The 16558-nt window shown below is 73.0% G+C and carries 13 protein-coding genes; 3 read left to right on the top strand and 10 right to left on the bottom strand.

The window, feature by feature from the left end; all coding sequences use genetic code 11:
• Positions 1–12: 12 nt before the first annotated feature.
• From nfi to GA0070562_RS09355, 5 genes are read right to left on the bottom strand one after another with little or no spacing between them, the layout of a single operon-like run.
• Positions 13–732, bottom strand: coding sequence for a deoxyribonuclease V (gene nfi, locus GA0070562_RS09375; protein WP_091418684.1), 720 nt, complete (start codon positions 730–732; stop codon positions 13–15).
• A 17-nt stretch (positions 733–749) separates the two neighbouring features.
• Positions 750–1193 (bottom strand): hypothetical protein, encoded by a 444-nt coding sequence (locus tag GA0070562_RS09370; RefSeq protein ID WP_091418681.1) that lies wholly within the window; start codon positions 1191–1193, stop codon positions 750–752.
• Positions 1190–5389 (bottom strand): toxin glutamine deamidase domain-containing protein, encoded by a 4200-nt coding sequence (locus GA0070562_RS09365; RefSeq protein WP_254663783.1) that lies wholly within the window; start codon positions 5387–5389, stop codon positions 1190–1192. The genes GA0070562_RS09370 and GA0070562_RS09365 overlap by 4 nt, the downstream gene beginning before the upstream one ends.
• A gap of 24 nt (positions 5390–5413) precedes the next feature.
• Positions 5414–5770, bottom strand: a complete 357-nt coding sequence (locus GA0070562_RS09360) for a hypothetical protein (protein ID WP_091418675.1) — start codon at positions 5768–5770, stop codon at positions 5414–5416.
• Positions 5771–5773: 3 nt separating this feature from the next.
• The gene (locus GA0070562_RS09355) at positions 5774–6130 is read right to left on the bottom strand and encodes a YbaB/EbfC family nucleoid-associated protein (RefSeq protein WP_254663763.1); all 357 of its coding nucleotides are present in this window, start codon (positions 6128–6130) and stop codon (positions 5774–5776) included.
• Between the two features lie 135 nt (positions 6131–6265).
• Between GA0070562_RS09355 and GA0070562_RS09350 the strand changes: the two genes are divergently transcribed.
• A complete protein-coding gene (locus GA0070562_RS09350; protein ID WP_091418670.1) occupies positions 6266–7501 on the top strand; it encodes an SUKH-3 domain-containing protein in 1236 nt (411 codons plus the stop codon).
• Between the two features lie 15 nt (positions 7502–7516).
• Here the strand turns inward: GA0070562_RS09350 and GA0070562_RS09345 are convergent, their stop codons facing one another.
• Positions 7517–8956, bottom strand: a complete 1440-nt coding sequence (locus GA0070562_RS09345; RefSeq protein WP_091418667.1) for an aldehyde dehydrogenase family protein — start codon at positions 8954–8956, stop codon at positions 7517–7519.
• A 142-nt stretch (positions 8957–9098) separates the two neighbouring features.
• Between GA0070562_RS09345 and GA0070562_RS09340 the strand changes: the two genes are divergently transcribed.
• Entirely contained in the window at positions 9099–10535 is a 1437-nt protein-coding gene (locus tag GA0070562_RS09340) for a gamma-aminobutyraldehyde dehydrogenase (RefSeq protein ID WP_091418664.1), read from the top strand.
• Positions 10536–10540: 5 nt separating this feature from the next.
• On the top strand, positions 10541–11812 hold the full coding sequence (gene gabT / locus GA0070562_RS09335) for a 4-aminobutyrate--2-oxoglutarate transaminase (RefSeq protein ID WP_244255007.1): 1272 nt from the start codon (positions 10541–10543) through the stop codon (positions 11810–11812).
• Positions 11813–11879: 67 nt separating this feature from the next.
• On the opposite strand, the gene GA0070562_RS09330 is transcribed toward gabT, so the two are convergent.
• The 4 genes from GA0070562_RS09330 to GA0070562_RS09315 form a co-directional block, all read right to left on the bottom strand.
• Complete coding sequence (locus tag GA0070562_RS09330) at positions 11880–12539, bottom strand: RlpA-like double-psi beta-barrel domain-containing protein (RefSeq protein WP_091418662.1); 660 nt, start codon at positions 12537–12539, stop codon at positions 11880–11882.
• 75 nt (positions 12540–12614) lie between these two features.
• On the bottom strand, positions 12615–13250 hold the full coding sequence (locus GA0070562_RS09325) for a M15 family metallopeptidase (RefSeq protein WP_091418659.1): 636 nt from the start codon (positions 13248–13250) through the stop codon (positions 12615–12617).
• Complete coding sequence (locus GA0070562_RS09320; protein ID WP_091418657.1) at positions 13247–14380, bottom strand: D-alanine--D-alanine ligase family protein; 1134 nt, start codon at positions 14378–14380, stop codon at positions 13247–13249. Before GA0070562_RS09320 ends, GA0070562_RS09325 begins: the two co-directional genes overlap by 4 nt.
• Positions 14377–16476 (bottom strand): pyridoxal-phosphate dependent enzyme, encoded by a 2100-nt coding sequence (locus tag GA0070562_RS09315; RefSeq protein ID WP_091418654.1) that lies wholly within the window; start codon positions 16474–16476, stop codon positions 14377–14379. Before GA0070562_RS09315 ends, GA0070562_RS09320 begins: the two co-directional genes overlap by 4 nt.
• Between the last annotated feature and the right edge of the window lie 82 nt (positions 16477–16558).

Here is a 16558-nt window from a genome sequence, read left to right as displayed (position 1 = left end):
CGCGCCACGCGATCACCGCCCGCCCAGGTCACCGCCCGATGCGCCTGCTTCGGTGAGCGCCCGCCTGCACAGCCGGTCGGCCGTACGGGTGGTCTCCGGCAGCCGGTACCGGGGCGTCAGTGCCAGTACCCGGTCCACCGCGTTGTCCAACCCCACCCGGTGCCCGACGCTCACGAAGACCGGCCGCACACCACCCTGAGTCCGCAGCACCCGCCCGACCACCTCGCCGCCGTCGCACAGGTCGGCGCTGTCACCACGCTCGGGGCCGGGACCCGTCCACGAGCCGACGAGCGGCGTCTTGCCCACCCCTATCGTGGGCAGCCCGGTCACCAGACCCAGGTGACAGGCCAGCCCGAACCGGCGCGGGTGCGCCAGCCCGTGCCCGTCACAGACCAGCAGCTCGGGACGGGTGGTGAGCCGGTCCAGCGCGGCGAGCAACGCCGGCATCTCGCGGAACGCGAACAGCCCCGGCACGTACGGGAAGGCGGGCCGCCCCACGCACACCGCCTCGTCCACCACGTCGAGGGTGGCTGAATCGAGGACCGTGACGGCGGCGGCGAGCAGGTCGCCGTCGGGCGCATACGCCACGTCCAGCCCGGCCACCGTCGCGGGCGCGGCGGGACCGGGCCCGGTCAGGTCCACCCGGGACCGCAACTCCTCCTGTACGCGTCTCGCCTCGGCCACGTCGGCGGGTGGCACATAGGGCACGGGTGGGCCTTCCGTGGAGGGCATGACGTTCCCGGCCGCTGTCAGGACGTGGCGGAGGCGATGGTGGGGTCGGCGGCGGGATCGCCGGCCTGTTGGAGCTGCTCCTCGAACATCACGAAGGTCCGCCGCCGGACTCCCCGGATCAGCGCCTGCTCCTGCGGCGTCGGATACCGGCGTTCCTCCTGGAGCGTGTCCTCGATCGCCCGGACGGTTTCGTAGAGAGCGAAGATCGGGCCGTCGCCCTGGAGGTAGAGGCTTCTCTCAAGCTCGGTGAGTTGGACGAACTCTTCCGGAGAGACCTCATAGATCTCGTCGCCGCCCCCGAACAGCACCTTGTCGATGAGGTTGTTGGCCTCACGCCAGCCCCCCGTGTCCTTGGACAGCCTCCAGCCGGCCACGCCCCCGTCGGCGGTCGCGACCAACTTCACGGGAGAGTCGTAGTAGTTGAAGAACTTGGGCAGCGTCAAGCCCTCCACCGGCCTCACTGCGGCGGCACCTCCCCGATGCTCTCCTGCGCTCTGCTCCAGTAGGCGCTCTGCGCTCGCCGGAGGAGTCCGTCGCGGATGGCGCGTTCTGTCTGTGTCAACGGCCGGCCTTCACTCTCGGACAGCGCTTCTAGGTCGCGTCGGATTTCGTACAGCGCATGCTCCCATTCCGCGACCTCCTCGACTGCAGCGAGCTGCAGTCGAAGTTCTGCCATGTGGCCGTTCGACATCCGAAGATTGAGTAAGAGGTCCCGGTAGCCGCTGTCCTGTGGATCGAGGAACCGGTCCTTGAGATGGAGGATCACCACATCCGGGTCGGCTGCCAGCCGTCCGAGTGCCTGGTAGACAGCATCGAGAGTGTCGAATTGCACTCTGGCGCCCGCCAAGTCCTTGAGCTTTGACGCGTCGTTCTCGTACTCGATCAGCTTGTCCAGAACGCGGTCCCGATTCTTGGGTTCCTTCCTCCAATCGGGGCTGCCTTGGTCGCCGGCCAGCGCAACAGCAAGCGTATTCAACTCCGGTTGGGCTGCCGCCGCGTCCGCGTACAGCCGATCGATGTAGGCGAGGCGATACACCTCGTCATCTCGTCGGGCTCTGTCGAATCCGAGCTGCAACCGCCGTTGGCCGCGCCTCGCAACTCGCTCGCCGAGTTCCCGCTGCTCTTCGCTGATTGGCGTCGGGTGGGGCTTCAGTGGCTTCGGAGCGATCACCGCCTCGGCCCCGCGGATGGCGATGTCGTTCATGACCTCGCCCAGCACGTCGATGGCCTGCTGGTGGCTGGCCAGGTGGTGCAGGGTCAGCGGCCGGGCGGTCAGCGAGTTGGCGAGTTCCGGTGTCGCCAGGATCATCCGGACCAGGTCGGGCCGCTCCGCGAGCTGCCGCACCAACGTCTCGGCCAGCAACTCCTCCCGTCGCGGCGGAGCCTCCCAGCTCTGGTCGAGCATCCGCTGCACACGCGGGTCGGCGAACAAGCGGGTGAGGTCGGCCGCGGCGCTCTCGTCCAGCCCGGGTACGAGCCGCCGCAGCGTCGGCACGTCGGCGTGCTGCGCCAGTTCGACAGGAGTCACCCCGGCGGTGAAGGCGGCGTCGAGGTTCCCGCTCTGCGCGAGCGCGTCGCGCACGTAGAGCCCGGCGGCGATCCGGTCGGCGTGCGCCTGCCGGTGGTCCTCGCGTACCCGGTCGGGATCCGGCTCGACGGAGGGCGCGCTGCCCGGCATCGGTCCGTCAGTTCGGCGGTGGATGGTGGTGGACTCGCCGAGCAGGTGGACGTGGTTGAAGTCCGGGACGTGGCCGTCGGCGATCGGCGGCGGGGCCGGCGGCCGTGGCGGCGCCGGGCGGGGTAGTGGCTCGGGTAGGACGTTGTAGGTGCCGGGCGGGCGGCCGGTGAGCGGCATCGGCCGGCCGTCGGGGCCGAGCACCAGAGCGTCGACGCCGACCACGTTGCTGGCTGCCGGACGGCCGCTGTGGTGGTAGAGCGGCCGGTCCGCCACCAGGCCCGTCTGCGGGTCGAGGAAGAGGATCGTGCCGTTCTGGTTCAACGCCACCCAGGCGTGCGAGCCGCCGCCCTCGAAGCTGGTGATGAGGAACGCGTAACTGCCGTGGCCACCCGACGCGAGCTGCGCGTACAGGTCCCGGTAGCCACCGTCCACCAACCGCTGCCGGTCCCGAGGGGTGACCCCGGGCCGGTCCGGCGGGCAGAGGTCCTGGAACCGGCCGCCGGTCGTCTGCTCGACCCGCAGCGGTCCGTCCGCCTCCCCGCCGACCGGCCGGTTCACGTCGCCGTTCAGGTAGCCGTCGAACGTACGCGGCGCCGCGACGCGCGGCCGTCCGTGAACCCAGGTCTCGAACAGCGACAGCGTGCAGTCGAGGCAGTTGATCCCTCGGGTGGCGTCGGCCGCCGGGCCGCCGTCGTTCGCGAGGCGGAACCAGCCGCCGCGCCGGGGATCGGCGGTACGCGTCACACCGCCGTCCGGGTTGCGGGGCATCTGCCGTTCGAGGTCGGTCTGGTGCAGCGCCAGCGGAGGGCGGAGCCCTCCCCGGCGACCGTAGGGCCGGGACCTGTCGATCGGCTCGGGATGGCCGTGACCGGTGAGCGCGGAGTGGTCGGCGGTCTCCACCGCGCCGACGGCCAGGTCCGCCACGTCGTCGTTGATGCGGTAGAAGTCGAGGTCGTCCTCGACCATCACCTGCCCCGGAACAAGCCTCCCGGCGAGGACGTGCCGAGCCTCTTCGCGCAGGTCGGCCGCTTCCAGGGAGGCCTCATGTGACTCCCGGTGCCATCGTTCGGCGGCCAGGGTCCGGCCGGCGCGGCGCAGCTCCATGGCCTGTGCGGCCCAGTCACTGGCACGTTCCTCGTGGTACGTGGCGCGCTCATGCAGCCAGTCGGCTCTGGTCTCCCGTCGACGGTCCTCGAACCACGTCCGCTGGGACTGGAGATGACCGCGGTAGCGACGCCGGTCGAACGAGTCACGGTCAGCAACCAACCGCGCGGCACGCTCCCGGATGGACCGCAGGTCCGGAGGCGGTGGACCGACAGCGGGGCCGGGGAGGTCGGCGGACGGCCGGGGCGGCGCCAACGACTCCAACAGGGGGAAGCGGGGGTTGGGAGTCGGGCGTGGATCCGGGCCGGGCAGTCCTGGGAACGGTGCCGCATGCGGCTGCGGCGACGGCGTGGACAGCAGCGTCGAGGGCCCGACGCCGGGACCGGTTCGGTCCGACAACGGCGGCGCCACCACGGGCGGATGATCCGCAGTGGGCGGCGACAGCGTGGCCGGTGCCGCTCCCGCCTGTACGGGGGTCGACGGCGGCTGCGCATTGTCGATCGGCGCTACGACCGCGCCCGCGCCGCCATGGACTCCGGTCGCGGGTAGGGACGGGCCGACGACGGGTGCGTCCGTGATCATCGACGACAACGTGGGGCTCGTGGCGACCGCCGGACGTGCCACGTCGTGCGGGACGACATCGCCGATCGACGGCGTCGTCGTGGGATCCGGCACCGGGCGGGGCAGGTCCACGGCGAGCGGGTGCGGGCCCGCGGCTTGGGGCGCGACGTGCGTGGGTGTCGCGGGAACGGAACCCGCGATCGTGTCGCCGCTCTGGACGATCGGCTCGGCGACCCGCTGGGCCGGGATCTGCCCGGCGGGATCGGCGGCGACCGGCGGGTCCAGGCCGACCGGCGACACCGTCAACCCGCTCAGCTGCCCGTCGAGGCGGCGTTGCAGTGCTGAGTCCGTCTGGTTGGTGGCGGACCCGGTGGCGCCGGAGGCAGCCGCGCGCGCCAGATCCTCCAGCGACGGGCCTTGGCCGGTCGCCAGACCGGCAGCGGTCTCGGCGAGCGTCTCCCCAGCCATCTCCCGCCCGAACCGCTCGCCGATCTCCGCGAGCCGCCCGTTGGCGTGCCGGCCCAGCCCGGCCAGCGGCGCGACCGCGCCGCCGGCGAATCCACCGAGCGCCGACGTGCTCACGTCGCTCAGGTCGAGGCCGTCCCGCCGGCCGGTGGAGTTCTGGTACGCCTGCGTGCCGAGGCTGGTGCCGGCCTCCTGGCCGGCCTCCAGCAACCCGCCGATCGCGGCCCGCCGTGCCAGCGTGCGGACACCGGACTTGGCCACCTCCTTCACGGCCCGTTCGCCCGCCTCCTTGAGGCCCTGCTTGACCGCCTTGCGGGCGAGCTGGGCCACCAGCCGCTTGAAGATCTGCTGCACCACGACCCGCGTCGCGGTGATCGCGGCGGCCGCCGCCGGGGAGGCGGCGCCCAGGGTGAGCACTGTGGCGACCGCCAGGGACAGCAACTCGATGACCAGGATGCCCAGCTCGATCCAGGCTTCGAGCTTCGCGCCCTCGATGTCGCAGCCGCAGGAGTCGACCAGCCGCGCCAGCTCGCCGGTGGCCGCGACCAGGACGTGCAGCGGTGCGCCCTCGCCTTCGGCGAGCTTGTGCCAGGCCGTGTCGAACGCGCCGGCGACCAGGCCGACTCCCCCGTACCCGCTCTTCACCTCACCGGCGGCGGTGACCGCGTCGTCGCGGGGACGGGTCAGGACGCCTGCCACGCCGTACCACTGGTCGGCCAGATCCCAGACGGTGCGCTCGTTGCCCTCCGGCCATTCGACGCCGACCACCCAGTCGAGCGCCTCGTAGATCCAGCCGGGCAGGTCCCACGGGCAGAAGTCGAGCGGGTGCGGGATCGGGCTGGGCAGCATGCTCACGCGCGGGTCCTCCGGTGGTCAGCGCCGGGGCCGATGGGGGTTGTGCCCTTGCTGCGGGATCTTCCCGAGGTCACGGGCGTTGCTCAGATCTGTCTCCACAGTGGCCGTGACCGACCGGACGACGTCCGACCCGAGCACCTCCAACGAGCGGCCGAGGAGCTCCCACGCACGCAGCAGCGTCTCGGCGTAACCCTGGTAGTGCTTGTCGAACGCGGCGCCGATGTCGTCCCGGCCCCATGGCCGCTGGGCGCTCGCGGCGGCGATCGGCTCGCCCGTCTCCCGCCGGGCCGCGCTCACCGCCCGCCCTGACAGCGCCAGGTCAGCGCCGCCGCGCCGGGCCCGGTCCGGGTCCAGCCAGATATCTCCCCCGGCCACCTGTCACTCGCCGCGGGCCAGCACGGAGTCGGCGCGGCCGAGCAGCGCGCCGAAGTCATGGGTACGCAGGAACTCGACCGACGGCGAACCCGGCGGCAGGTAGCCGGAGACCAGCTCGCGGGTCGCGGTGGTCGCCGCGGTGGAGGCGCGCAGCACGGTCTCGGTGATCTTCCGGCTCAACGCCCGGGCGTCCCGGTCACGGAACGCGGCCGGGCTCACCTCGACGCTGATCAGCTCGCCCCGTGCGCCGACGACGGCGGTCACCTGGCCGTCGTCGGAGCGTTCGGTGACCCGCAGTTCGGCCAGCTTGGTCTGGAGTTCGTCCAGACCGGACCGCAAGCGCTGGTATTGGCCGTACACCTCGTCGAATCGCGAGCGTAGTGCACGGTTCGCATCCCGGTCCGCACTCTCGGCCACCGTCGCTCCCCTTCCGTCACCGTGGGTAGGGCCGACCATACCGGGTGCCACGAAATCCGTGGGGTCCGGTAATTTCAGGTGGTGATCGAGCGACAGCAGGCCGAGCAGATCGCCTCCGTGTGGGCCCGGCGCGACTCCGACCGCCTCGGTTTTCCGTGCACGCCCGAGGTCGAGGAGTTCGATCTGGGCTACGTGGTGCAGTCCACCGTGTCCACCGAAGCCCGGGCGCTACCCGGCGACCTGCCGACCACTGTCATCGACAAGGAGACCGGCGAGGTGTCCACCTGGCCGCGGATTCCGGCGCCGGCGGTCGAGGCGATGTACCGCCAGCAGCGGCCCGGCGAACCCCGCGCTCCGCGTACCGTCGATCCGGCCGCCCAGTTGCTGCGAGAGCTGACCCGCCTGCCCACACCCGGCGCGACCGCGCACCTCACGCTCGACGGCCGGCAGCACGTCGCGCAGGGCGCGAAGGGCGACGTCGAGGTGCGTCACCACCCGCTCGTCCAGTCCTATCTGGACGACCTGCCCGCGGGGCATCTGGTACGCGGCGGCGAGCGGCACGCCGAGATGATCGTCGTCTCCGACGCGCTGTACGAGCACGACCACCGCCGGGCCGCCGAGGGCCTATCCCCACTGTCCATCGAGGACGCCCGCGACCTGCTCGGCACCAGTCGGATCGAGAGCTTCCGTGTCCGGGAACCCGGCGATCCCGCAGGCGGTCCGGCCGAGCTGCGCTGCGAGTCGTGCATCAGGTTCCTCGTGCACCTCAACGTGCTGCCCTGGCCGGAACTGGCCTTCGCCGAGGAGTGGCGGTCCGAACCCCAGACGCCACCCGAGCCCGACCGGTTTCCCACCGAGGTCGCGAACGCGCTCGTGATCGCCGGCTGGCGGCCGCACTTCGGCGACGAGGTGTCCGCCGCCACCTCGGTCCGCAAGGTAAGCGAGGTCAGCGGCACCACGCATACGCACGCGTCTTTCCCCGCTGCGCTGGCGACGCTCACCGCCTTTCCCGGCCTGGTGACCGCGCGCCAAGGGCCCGGTGAAGCGGTCTGGATCTCCCGCTTCGAGGTGCGACCGCGGAAGGTGGCCCACACCGCCGACTCTCTCGCCGACTTCGCCGCCGTCCTGGGCGCCCGCCTCTTCCCGCTCGGCAGCGAACGTCAGGAGAGCATCCTCGCGGTCGACGAGCACGGCCGGATCTTCGCCCTCGACCAGGCCGGCGAGTGGTTCCTCGGCGCCGACATCGACGCCGCCCTCACCACCCTGCTGCTCGGCCGCGCTCCCGCCCGGGTCCGCGACGACGGCACCTGGTGAGCCGGGGGCGAGTGATCAGAGGGCCACGCCGGTCAGCACCGTGACGCGCGGCTCGGTGTAGTCGTCCATCGCGCTGCGCAGCCCTTCGCGCCCGACGCCGGAGCCCTTCATGCCGCCGTACGGCATCTGGTCGGCCCGGTACGACGGCACGTCCCCGACGATCACGCCGCCCACTTCGAGCGTGCGGGCGGCGTCGAACGCCACGTCGAGCCGGTGGGTGAAGACGCCTGCCTGGAGCCCGTACGCGGAGTCGTTGACGGCGGCGAACGCGGCCCGGTCGTCGGCGACGGAGGCGACCACCAGCACCGGCCCGAACACCTCCTCGGCGCACACCTTCGCGTCGGCCGGCGCGCCGCTGAGCACGGTGGGCGGGTAGGTCGCGCCGTCGCGTCGGCCGCCGACCTCGATGGTTGCCCCGGCCGCGACCGCATCGTCCACCCAGGTCTCGACGCGCTGCGCCGCCTCGACCGACACCAGCGGGCCGACGTCGGTCAGTTCGGATCGCGGGTCGCCGGTGCGCAGCGCCTGCACCGCCGCGACGAGCCGGGGCAGGAAGCCGTCGTAGAGCCATTCGTGCACGTAGACCCGCTGCACCGCGATGCACGACTGCCCGGCCTGGTAGTTGGAGAACGTGGCGATGCGGTGCGCGGCGAACGTCAGGTCCTCGTCCGCCGCCCAGTCCTCGCAGATCACCGCCGCGGCGTTGCCGCCTAGTTCCAGCGTGACGTGCTTGTCCGGCGCGGCCCGGCGGATGGCCGCGCCGACCGGCCCGGAGCCGGTGAACGAGACCACGGGCAGCCGGGGGTCGGTGACGAGTTCGGCGGCGCGCTCGTTCGGTAGCGGCAGCACCGAGAACATGCCCTCGGGCAGGTCCGTCTCGGTCAGGATCTCGCCGAGCAGCAGCGCGGTGAGCGGTGTCGCCGGGGCCGGCTTGACCACGATCGGGGTGCCGACGGCGAGCGCCGGGGCGACCTTGTGGGCGACCAGGTTGAGCGGGAAGTTGAACGGGGTGATGCCGAGCACCGGCCCGCGCGGCACGCGCCGGATCAGGGCGATCCGCCCGGTGGCGGCGGGGTCGGTGTCGAGCCGTTGCAGTTCGCCGGAGAAGCGGCGGGCCTCCTCGGCGGCCCAGCGGAACGTGGAGATCGCGCGCCCGACTTCGGCCTTCGCCCACTTGACGGGTTTGCCGTTCTCGGCGGTGATCAGCGCGGCGACCTCGTCGGCCCGCTCGGCGAGCCGGCGGGAGACGTGGTCCAGGGCGGCCGCGCGGGCGTGCGCGGGCAGGGCCGCGGCCTCCGCGGCCACCCGGGCGGCGCCCGCGACGGCGGCTTCGACCTGGTCGGCCGTGGCGAGCGTGGTACGCCCCACCGGCTGCCCGTCGTACGGGTGGGTGACTGTCAGCTCGTCCTCGCCGTGGGCGGGGCGACCGGCGACGTAGAAGGCTCTCGGCTCCACGACCGGCAGCCTAGACCACAGGTGCCCACGCGGAAACAGTTGCTCAAACCCTTGTCTGCCTCGGATTTAGTAGCCAAGATGGCAGTCAGATTGCGATAACCTCCGCTGACCCTCTCCCCGGCCACCCTCTCGGAGACTTCTGATGAGCGACCAGCAGCAGCTGCGCAACTTCGTCAACGGCGAGTACGTCGACCCGGTGGACGGCGGCTACGCCGACCTGATCGACCCGTGCACCGGCGACGTCTTCGCCCAGGCCCCGGTCTCCGGCGCGGCGGACGTGGACGCGGCCATGAAGGCCGCCGCCGCCGCGTTCGAGACCTGGCGGGACACCACGCCGGCCGAGCGGCAGCGGGCGCTGCTGAAGTTCGCCGACGCGGTGGAGTCGCGGGCCGCCGAGCTGGTCGACGCGGAGGTCCGCAACACCGGCAAGCCGCGGCAGCTCACCGCCGACGAGGAGCTGCCGCCGGCCGTGGACGAGCTGCGCTTCTTCGCCGGGGCGGCCCGCCTGCTGGAGGGGCGCTCGGCCGGCGAGTACATGGCCGGGCACACCTCGTACGTGCGGCGCGAGCCGATCGGCGTCTGCGCCCAGGTGACCCCCTGGAACTACCCGCTGATGATGGCGGTCTGGAAGATCGCCCCGGCGCTGGCGGCCGGCAACGCGGTGGTGTTGAAGCCGTCGGACACCACGCCGGTGTCGACGCTGCTGCTGGCCGAGATCGCCGCCGAGCACCTGCCGCCGGGCGTGTTCAACGTGGTCTGCGGCGACCGGGACACCGGCCGTACGCTGGTCTCCCACCCGACCCCGCAGCTCGTGTCGATCACCGGCTCGACCCGCGCGGGCATGGAGGTCGCCGCCGCGGCGGCGCCGGACCTGAAGCGGACCCACCTGGAGCTGGGCGGCAAGGCCCCGGTGGTGATCTTCGACGACGCGGATCTGGCGGCGGCGGCCGAGGCGATCGCGATGGGCGGCTACTTCAACGCCGGCCAGGACTGCACGGCGGCGACCCGGGTGCTCACCGGGCCGGGCATCCACGAGGACTTCGTGGCCGCGCTCACCGAGCAGGCCCGCAACACACGCACCGGCGCGCCGGACGACGCCGACGTGCTCTACGGCCCGCTGAACAACGCCAACCAGCTCGCCCGGGTGAGCGGCTTCGTGGACCGCCTGCCGGACCACGCGAACGTCACCACCGGCGGGGCCCGGGTCGGCGAGCGCGGCTTCTTCTACGCCCCGACTGTGGTCTCCGGCGTACGGCAGACCGACGAGATCATCCAGGACGAGGTGTTCGGGCCGGTCATCACCGTGCAGCGTTTCTCCGACGAGGACGAGGCGGTGCGCTGGGCCAACGGTGTGGACTACGGCCTGTCCGCCTCGGTGTGGACGCGCGACCACGGCCGGGCCATGCGGATGACCCGCCGGCTGGACTTCGGCTGCGTCTGGGTGAACACGCACATCCCGTTCGTCTCGGAGATGCCGCACGGCGGCTTCAAGCACTCCGGCCACGGCAAGGACCTGTCGGTCTACAGCCTGGAGGACTACACCCGGGTCAAGCACGTCATGCACAACATCGAAGGCTGATCCCGATGGCCACCAGCGAGGAGTTGCACAAGCGCCGGGTCGAGGCCGTGGCGCGGGGCGTCGGCAGCACGATTCCCGCGTACGTGGACCGGGCGGGCGGCGGCACGATCACCGACGTGGACGGCCGGGAGTGGATCGACTTCGCGGCCGGCATCGCCGTCACCAACGTGGGCAACTCCGCGCCGCGCGTGGTCGAGGCGGTACGCGCGCAGGTCGAACGGTTCACCCACACCTGCTTCATGGTCGCGCCGTACGAGTCGTACGTGGCGGTCTGCGAGCAGCTCAACGCGCTGACCCCGGGTGGTTTCGAGAAGCGCTCGGCGTTGTTCAACTCCGGCGCCGAGGCGGTGGAGAACGCGGTGAAGATCGCCCGGCACGCGACCGGGCGGCCCGCGGTGGTGGTGTTCGACCACGCGTACCACGGCCGGACCAACCTGACCATGGCGCTGACCGCGAAGAACATGCCGTACAAGCACCGGTTCGGGCCGTTCGCCGGTGAGGTCTACCGGGTGCCGATGTCGTACCCGCTGCGCGACGGCGGGCTGGACGGCGCCGCCGCGGCGGCCCGGTCGATCGAGATGATCGAGAAGCAGGTGGGCGCGGAGAACGTGGCCGCGCTGCTGATCGAGCCGATCCAGGGCGAGGGCGGCTTCGTCGTACCCGCCGAAGGGTTCCTGCCGGCGCTGCGCGAGTGGGCGACGGCGGCGGGGGTGGTGTTCGTCGCCGACGAGATCCAGACCGGTTTCTGCCGCACCGGCGACTGGTTCGCCTGCGAGCACGAGGGCGTCGAGCCGGATCTGGTCACGCTGGCCAAGGGCATCGCGGGCGGGTTGCCGCTGGCGGCGGTGACCGGCCGGGCGGAGCTGATGGACGCGGTGCACGTCGGCGGCCTCGGCGGCACGTACGGCGGCAACCCGATCGCCTGCGCCGCCGCGCTCGCCGCGATGGAGACGATGCGGGAGCTGGACCTCGCCGCCGCCGCGCGCCGGATCGGCGCGGTGATGGGCGAGCGGCTGCGCGCGATCGCCGCCGGTGACCCGCGCGTGGCCGAGGTACGCGGCCGAGGCGCGATGCTCGCCGTGGAGATCGTGCAGCCCGGCACGCTGACCCCGGACCCGGCCGCCACGGCAGCGGTCTCGGCGGCCTGCCACGCGGCCGGGCTGCTCACGCTGACCTGCGGCACCTACGGCAATGTGCTGCGCTTCCTGCCTCCGCTCGTCATCTCGGACGACGAGCTGGGCCGGGGCCTGGACATCCTGGCGGCCGCCTTCGGCTGACCCCGGACGTGGAACACCATGGGCCCGATCTCCCCCAGGACCGGCCCATGGTGTTCCGCCCGGAGGATCAGCGGATCAGCTCGACGGTGTTGCGCCGGACCAGGTTCTTGCCGGGTTCCCGGATCGCGTCCATGGCGGCGGTGTTGAGCAGCACGCAACTGCCCGACGGCCCGGTGACGGTTACCGTCACCGCCTTGTCGTTGTCCAGGTTCGTCACCCGCAACCGGGTGCCGAGCGGGAACTGGCCGCTGGTGGCGGCCGGCGCCCCGCCCTCGGCGAAGAACGTGAGCGCGCCGGAGCAGACGCTGCCGCCGATCGGCTGCGCCGCGCCCGGGCGGGTCTCACCCGGCTGCGCGCCCGGTGCCGGGGCGTCGACGCCGTCGAGGCGTTCCACCACGTTGCGGCGGATGACGTTCTTGCCCGGCTCGCGTACCAGGTCCATGGCGGCGGCGTTCAGCAGCACGCAGCTCCCGGACGGCCCGGTCACGGTCACCGTGGCCACCTTGCGGTTGTCCAGGTTCGTCACCCGCAACCGGGTGCCCACCGGGAACCGGTCGCTGGTCGCGGCCGGTGGCCCGCCCTCGGCCGAGAAGGTCACCGACCCGGCGCAGACCGACCGCGCGGCCGGCGCGGTGTCCGCGAAACCCAGTCCGGTGCCCACCGAGACCGCCACCGTGGCGGTCACCGCCACCGTGGCCGCCAGCACGTGCTTACGCTGCACCCTCACGTTCTCTCCCGTCGTCGCTGTCGTTCGACGCGTGGTACGGACGGGAGAGCCGGACCGTTCACCCGGACCCGTGAACTACAACGGACCGTAGCGGGTGTGTGACACCCCGGTCATCAGCGCCCAGTACCTGTCGCCGTAGGACCAGTGCCACCACTCGGTCGGGTAGTTCACCATCCCCGCGCCGCTCAACGCCGCCACCAGCACGTTCCGGTTGCGCCACGCGCTGACCGGAATGTGTCGTGCGGCGGTGAAGCAGGCGTCGGCGCTCTCCTCCGGGGTGGCGTCGAGCGCGGTACCCATGTCCAGTTCCACCCCGTCGGCATCACAGAGGGTGAGGTCGACTGCTCCGCCGGTGCTGTGCGGGGCCACCTCGACCGGCGAGACGAACTTGGTGGTCTCCCGGTGCAGCCGGTCCGCCGGCCAGTCCGGGTGGCGCCGCCGCAGCTCGTCCCGGTAGCCGGTGAAGATGTCCAGCTGCGCCCGGTACGGCCGGTAGCCCTCGACCACGAGCAGGCGCAGCCCGGCCGGCAGCGCGCGCTGCGCTGCCAGCAACCGGTCCGCGACACCGCGCCGCACCCGGGCGTACGCCCCGGCGGGATCGGCGGCCCGCCCGTCCACCCGCAGCCCGGGTACCTCGCGCAGGTCCACCAGGGGTTCACCGTCGTCCCGGCTGGACACCGCTGCCACCCGGGGGTCGGAGAGCAGGATCACGCCGTACCCCCGGGGTGTGCGGTGGACGGCCGGGCCCCGTGCCGGGTGAAGGCGAGCGCGACGAGCCGGTCCACCACCTCGGGGTACGCGACGCCCGACTCGGCCCACACCTTCGGGTACATCGAGTGCGCGGTAAAGCCGGGCAGCGTGTTCAGCTCGTTGACGAACAGGTCCCCGGTGACCTCGTCGTAGAGGAAGTCGACCCGGGCCAGGCCCCAGCCGCCGATCGCGGTGAACGCCCGCACCGACAGCTCGCGGATCCGCTCGGTGACCTCGCCCGGCAGCGGCGCCGGGACGATCATCGGGTCGGCGTCGCCGAAGTACTTCTGCCGGTAGTCGAACCAGCCGCCCGCGACCCGGACCTCGCCGACCGCCGACGCCTCCGGCTGCCAGCCGCCGAGCACGCCGCACTCCAGCTCCCGGCCGGTCACGCCCTGCTCGACGAGCACCACGTGGTCGTGCCGGAACGCCTCCTCCACCGCCGCCACCAGGTCGTCGCCGTCGGCGACCCGGGAGATGCCGATCGAGGAGCCCATTCGGGCCGGCTTGACGAACAGCGGCCCGCGCAACCCGACCACCAGCTTCTCCGGGTCGTCCGCGGCCCGCCAGGTCGGCTCGTCGAACCAGACGTACGGCGTGGTCGGCACGCCCTCGGCACGCAGCGCCCGCTTCATCGCCACCTTGTCCATGCCGACGGCGGAGGCGAGGATGCCGCACCCGACGTACGGCACACCGAGCGATTCCAGCAGCCCCTGCACCACGCCGTCCTCGCCGTACGGGCCGTGCAGCACCGGGAACACCACGTCCAGCTCGGCGTGCACGGTGGCCGGGGCGTCGGCCGCGCTGACCGCGACAGTGCCGGCGGCCGTTCCACGCCGCAGCTCCACCGCTTCGCCGGTGACCGGCAGCCGGTCGTCGATCGCCCGTCCGGCCGCCACCGTGCCGAGGTGCTGCGCGAGCACCGGCTCCGGCAGCAGCCGGATCCCGCCCGTACGGGTGATGCCGAGCGCCACCACCCGGTGCCCCTGCTCCGCCAGGGCGCGGGCCACGCCGAGCGCCGAGGCGCAGGAGACCTCGTGTTCCGCCGACGGGCCTCCGAACAGGACACCGATCCGCACTGTCGCCCTCATGCCGCCACTCCCGCCGTCATCCGGTCGCCCGCCAGCCGGGCCACCAGGTCCGCTTCCACGTTTCCGCCGGTCAGCACCACGCCGACCGTCTTTCGCCGCCCACCACCCGAGGGCCGGGGCGCGACCTCGCCCAGCCGCAGCGCGCCGGCCAGCCCGGCCGCGCCGGACGGCTCGACGAGCACCTTCAGTTCCAGCAGGAGCAGCCGGAACGCCTCGACGATCGCGTCGTCGTCGACCCGGACCACCCCCCGCACCGCGTCCCGGGCCACCGCGAACGGCAGGTCGCCGACGCAGCCGGGACGCAGCCCGTCGGCCAGGCTCGGCGCCGGCGCGACGGGCGTGGGGCGTCCGGCGGCCAGGCTGCGCGCCAGCGAGTCGCACCCGACCGGCTCCACGCCGTACACCTCGATCGGGGTTCCGGCCGCGGCCAGGCAGGCGCCGGCGATGCCGCCACCCCCGCCCACCGGCACCACGAGCGCGTCCAGCGGAGTGCCGCGCCGCGCCGCCTCCTCGATCAGTTCCAGGCTCGCGCTGCCCTGCCCGGCCACCACGTCCGGGTGGTCGTACGCGTCGACGAGCGGGTGGCCCTCCGCCTCGGCGATCCGCCGGGCGACGGCGAGGCGCTCCTCGACCGTGGTGCCGGCCCGCACCACCCGCGCCCCGGCCGCCCGTGCCCGGTCCACCTTGACCGGCGCGGCGTCCACCGGCAGCACGACAGTGGCGGCGAGACCGTGCCGGCGCGCGGCGAGCGCCACCGCGACCGCGTGGTTGCCGGTGCTCTGCGCGACCACGCCGGTGTGCCCGGCGGCGGCGAGCCGGCCCACCGCCAGCATCGCGCCGCGCATCTTGTACGAACCGCCGTCCTGGAGGTTCTCCGCCTTGAGCAGGAGCCGGGCGCCGGCCAGGCGGTCGACCGCCGGGCTGTGCAGCACGGGGGTACGCACCACCCGGCCGGACAGCACGCGGGCGGCCTCCTCGACATGTGTTCGGTCCGGCGGCGTCGGCGCGTCGATTCGGGACATGGTCTCTCCTTCGGGATTCGGGTGGGCGCGGCGGCGCGGCAGGTCGAACAGCCAGCGCGCGCCGAGCGCGGTGAGGCCGCGGTGCGCGGCGAGGCTCAGTGCCAGCACGAGCACGGTGAGCAGGACCGGGTAGACGGTCAGGAGCAGCGCCCGGGCCGGACCGCCCAGCCCGGCCACCGGTGCGGCGAGCAGCCGGTCCAGCAGCGCCAGCACCGGCATGTGGATCACGTAGACGGGAAGCGTGCGGCGGCCGAGCCGGGCCAGTGCCGGACCGGCCAGGCGGTGCCGGGCCAGCCGGGCGGCGGCGGTCAGCCCGAACGCCACCGCGACCACCGAGACGAGCAGGTACACGCCGGGCCACCTCTGCGCACCGGCGGACGCCATGACGGCCGGCCCGATCGCGTACGCGGCACCGGCACCGGCGAGCCGCCGGGTGCTCGCGCCGTCCGCCCACCGAACCAGGTACGGCCGCAAATGCACACCGGCCAGGAAGAACACCAGGTTCTGGTAGACCTGTCCCCGGTTGCCGGGACTGTCCAGCAGCCCGGTGGCCGCCACCGCGGACAGCGCGCCCGCGGCCGTCAGCAGCACCGCCGGGTGCACCCGGTTCAGCGCTTTCGCGAGCACGAAGTAGAGCGCCAGCGCGTACAGGTACCACAGGTTCGAGGGCGTCACGGTGAGCTGGGCCAGCAGCTCGCCGGGGCCGGTGGCCCGGTCGGTCGGGAAACCGGGCGCCAGCGCCAGCAGGGCGGTGTGGATGAGCAGCCAGACCGCGTAGAGGTAGAGGTTCCGGGCGATCCGGGGCCGCCCGGACACCCGCCACGGCCTGGCCACCGCGTTCGCCGCGAAGACGCCGGAGATCGCGAAGAACAACGGCATCCGCAGCGGCAGCAACTGCTCACCGAGCAGTCCCCACGCACCGGGCACCGGCAGGCCGGCCCGCCAGTCGATGCGCAGGTAGTCCTTGACGACGACGTGCCAGAGCACCACGAGCAGGATGCAGGCGCCCTTGGCCACGTCGGCCCAGACCACCCGGCCGTCGGGCGGCGCGTTCCCCTCGGTGCGGGTCGGCACTGCGGTCTCCTCTCGGCCGTCTTCGGGGCGGGCGGCGGTGCCGCCCCGGTCCCGTTCTCGGGCAGGTGTCATCGCGGGACGC

Origin of the sequence: Micromonospora tulbaghiae, assembly GCF_900091605.1 — a bacterium.
Lineage (GTDB): Bacteria > Actinomycetota > Actinomycetes > Mycobacteriales > Micromonosporaceae > Micromonospora > Micromonospora tulbaghiae.
The sequence above is the reverse complement of the archived record's forward strand: the minus strand, read 5'-3'. Positions and strand labels throughout refer to the sequence as shown.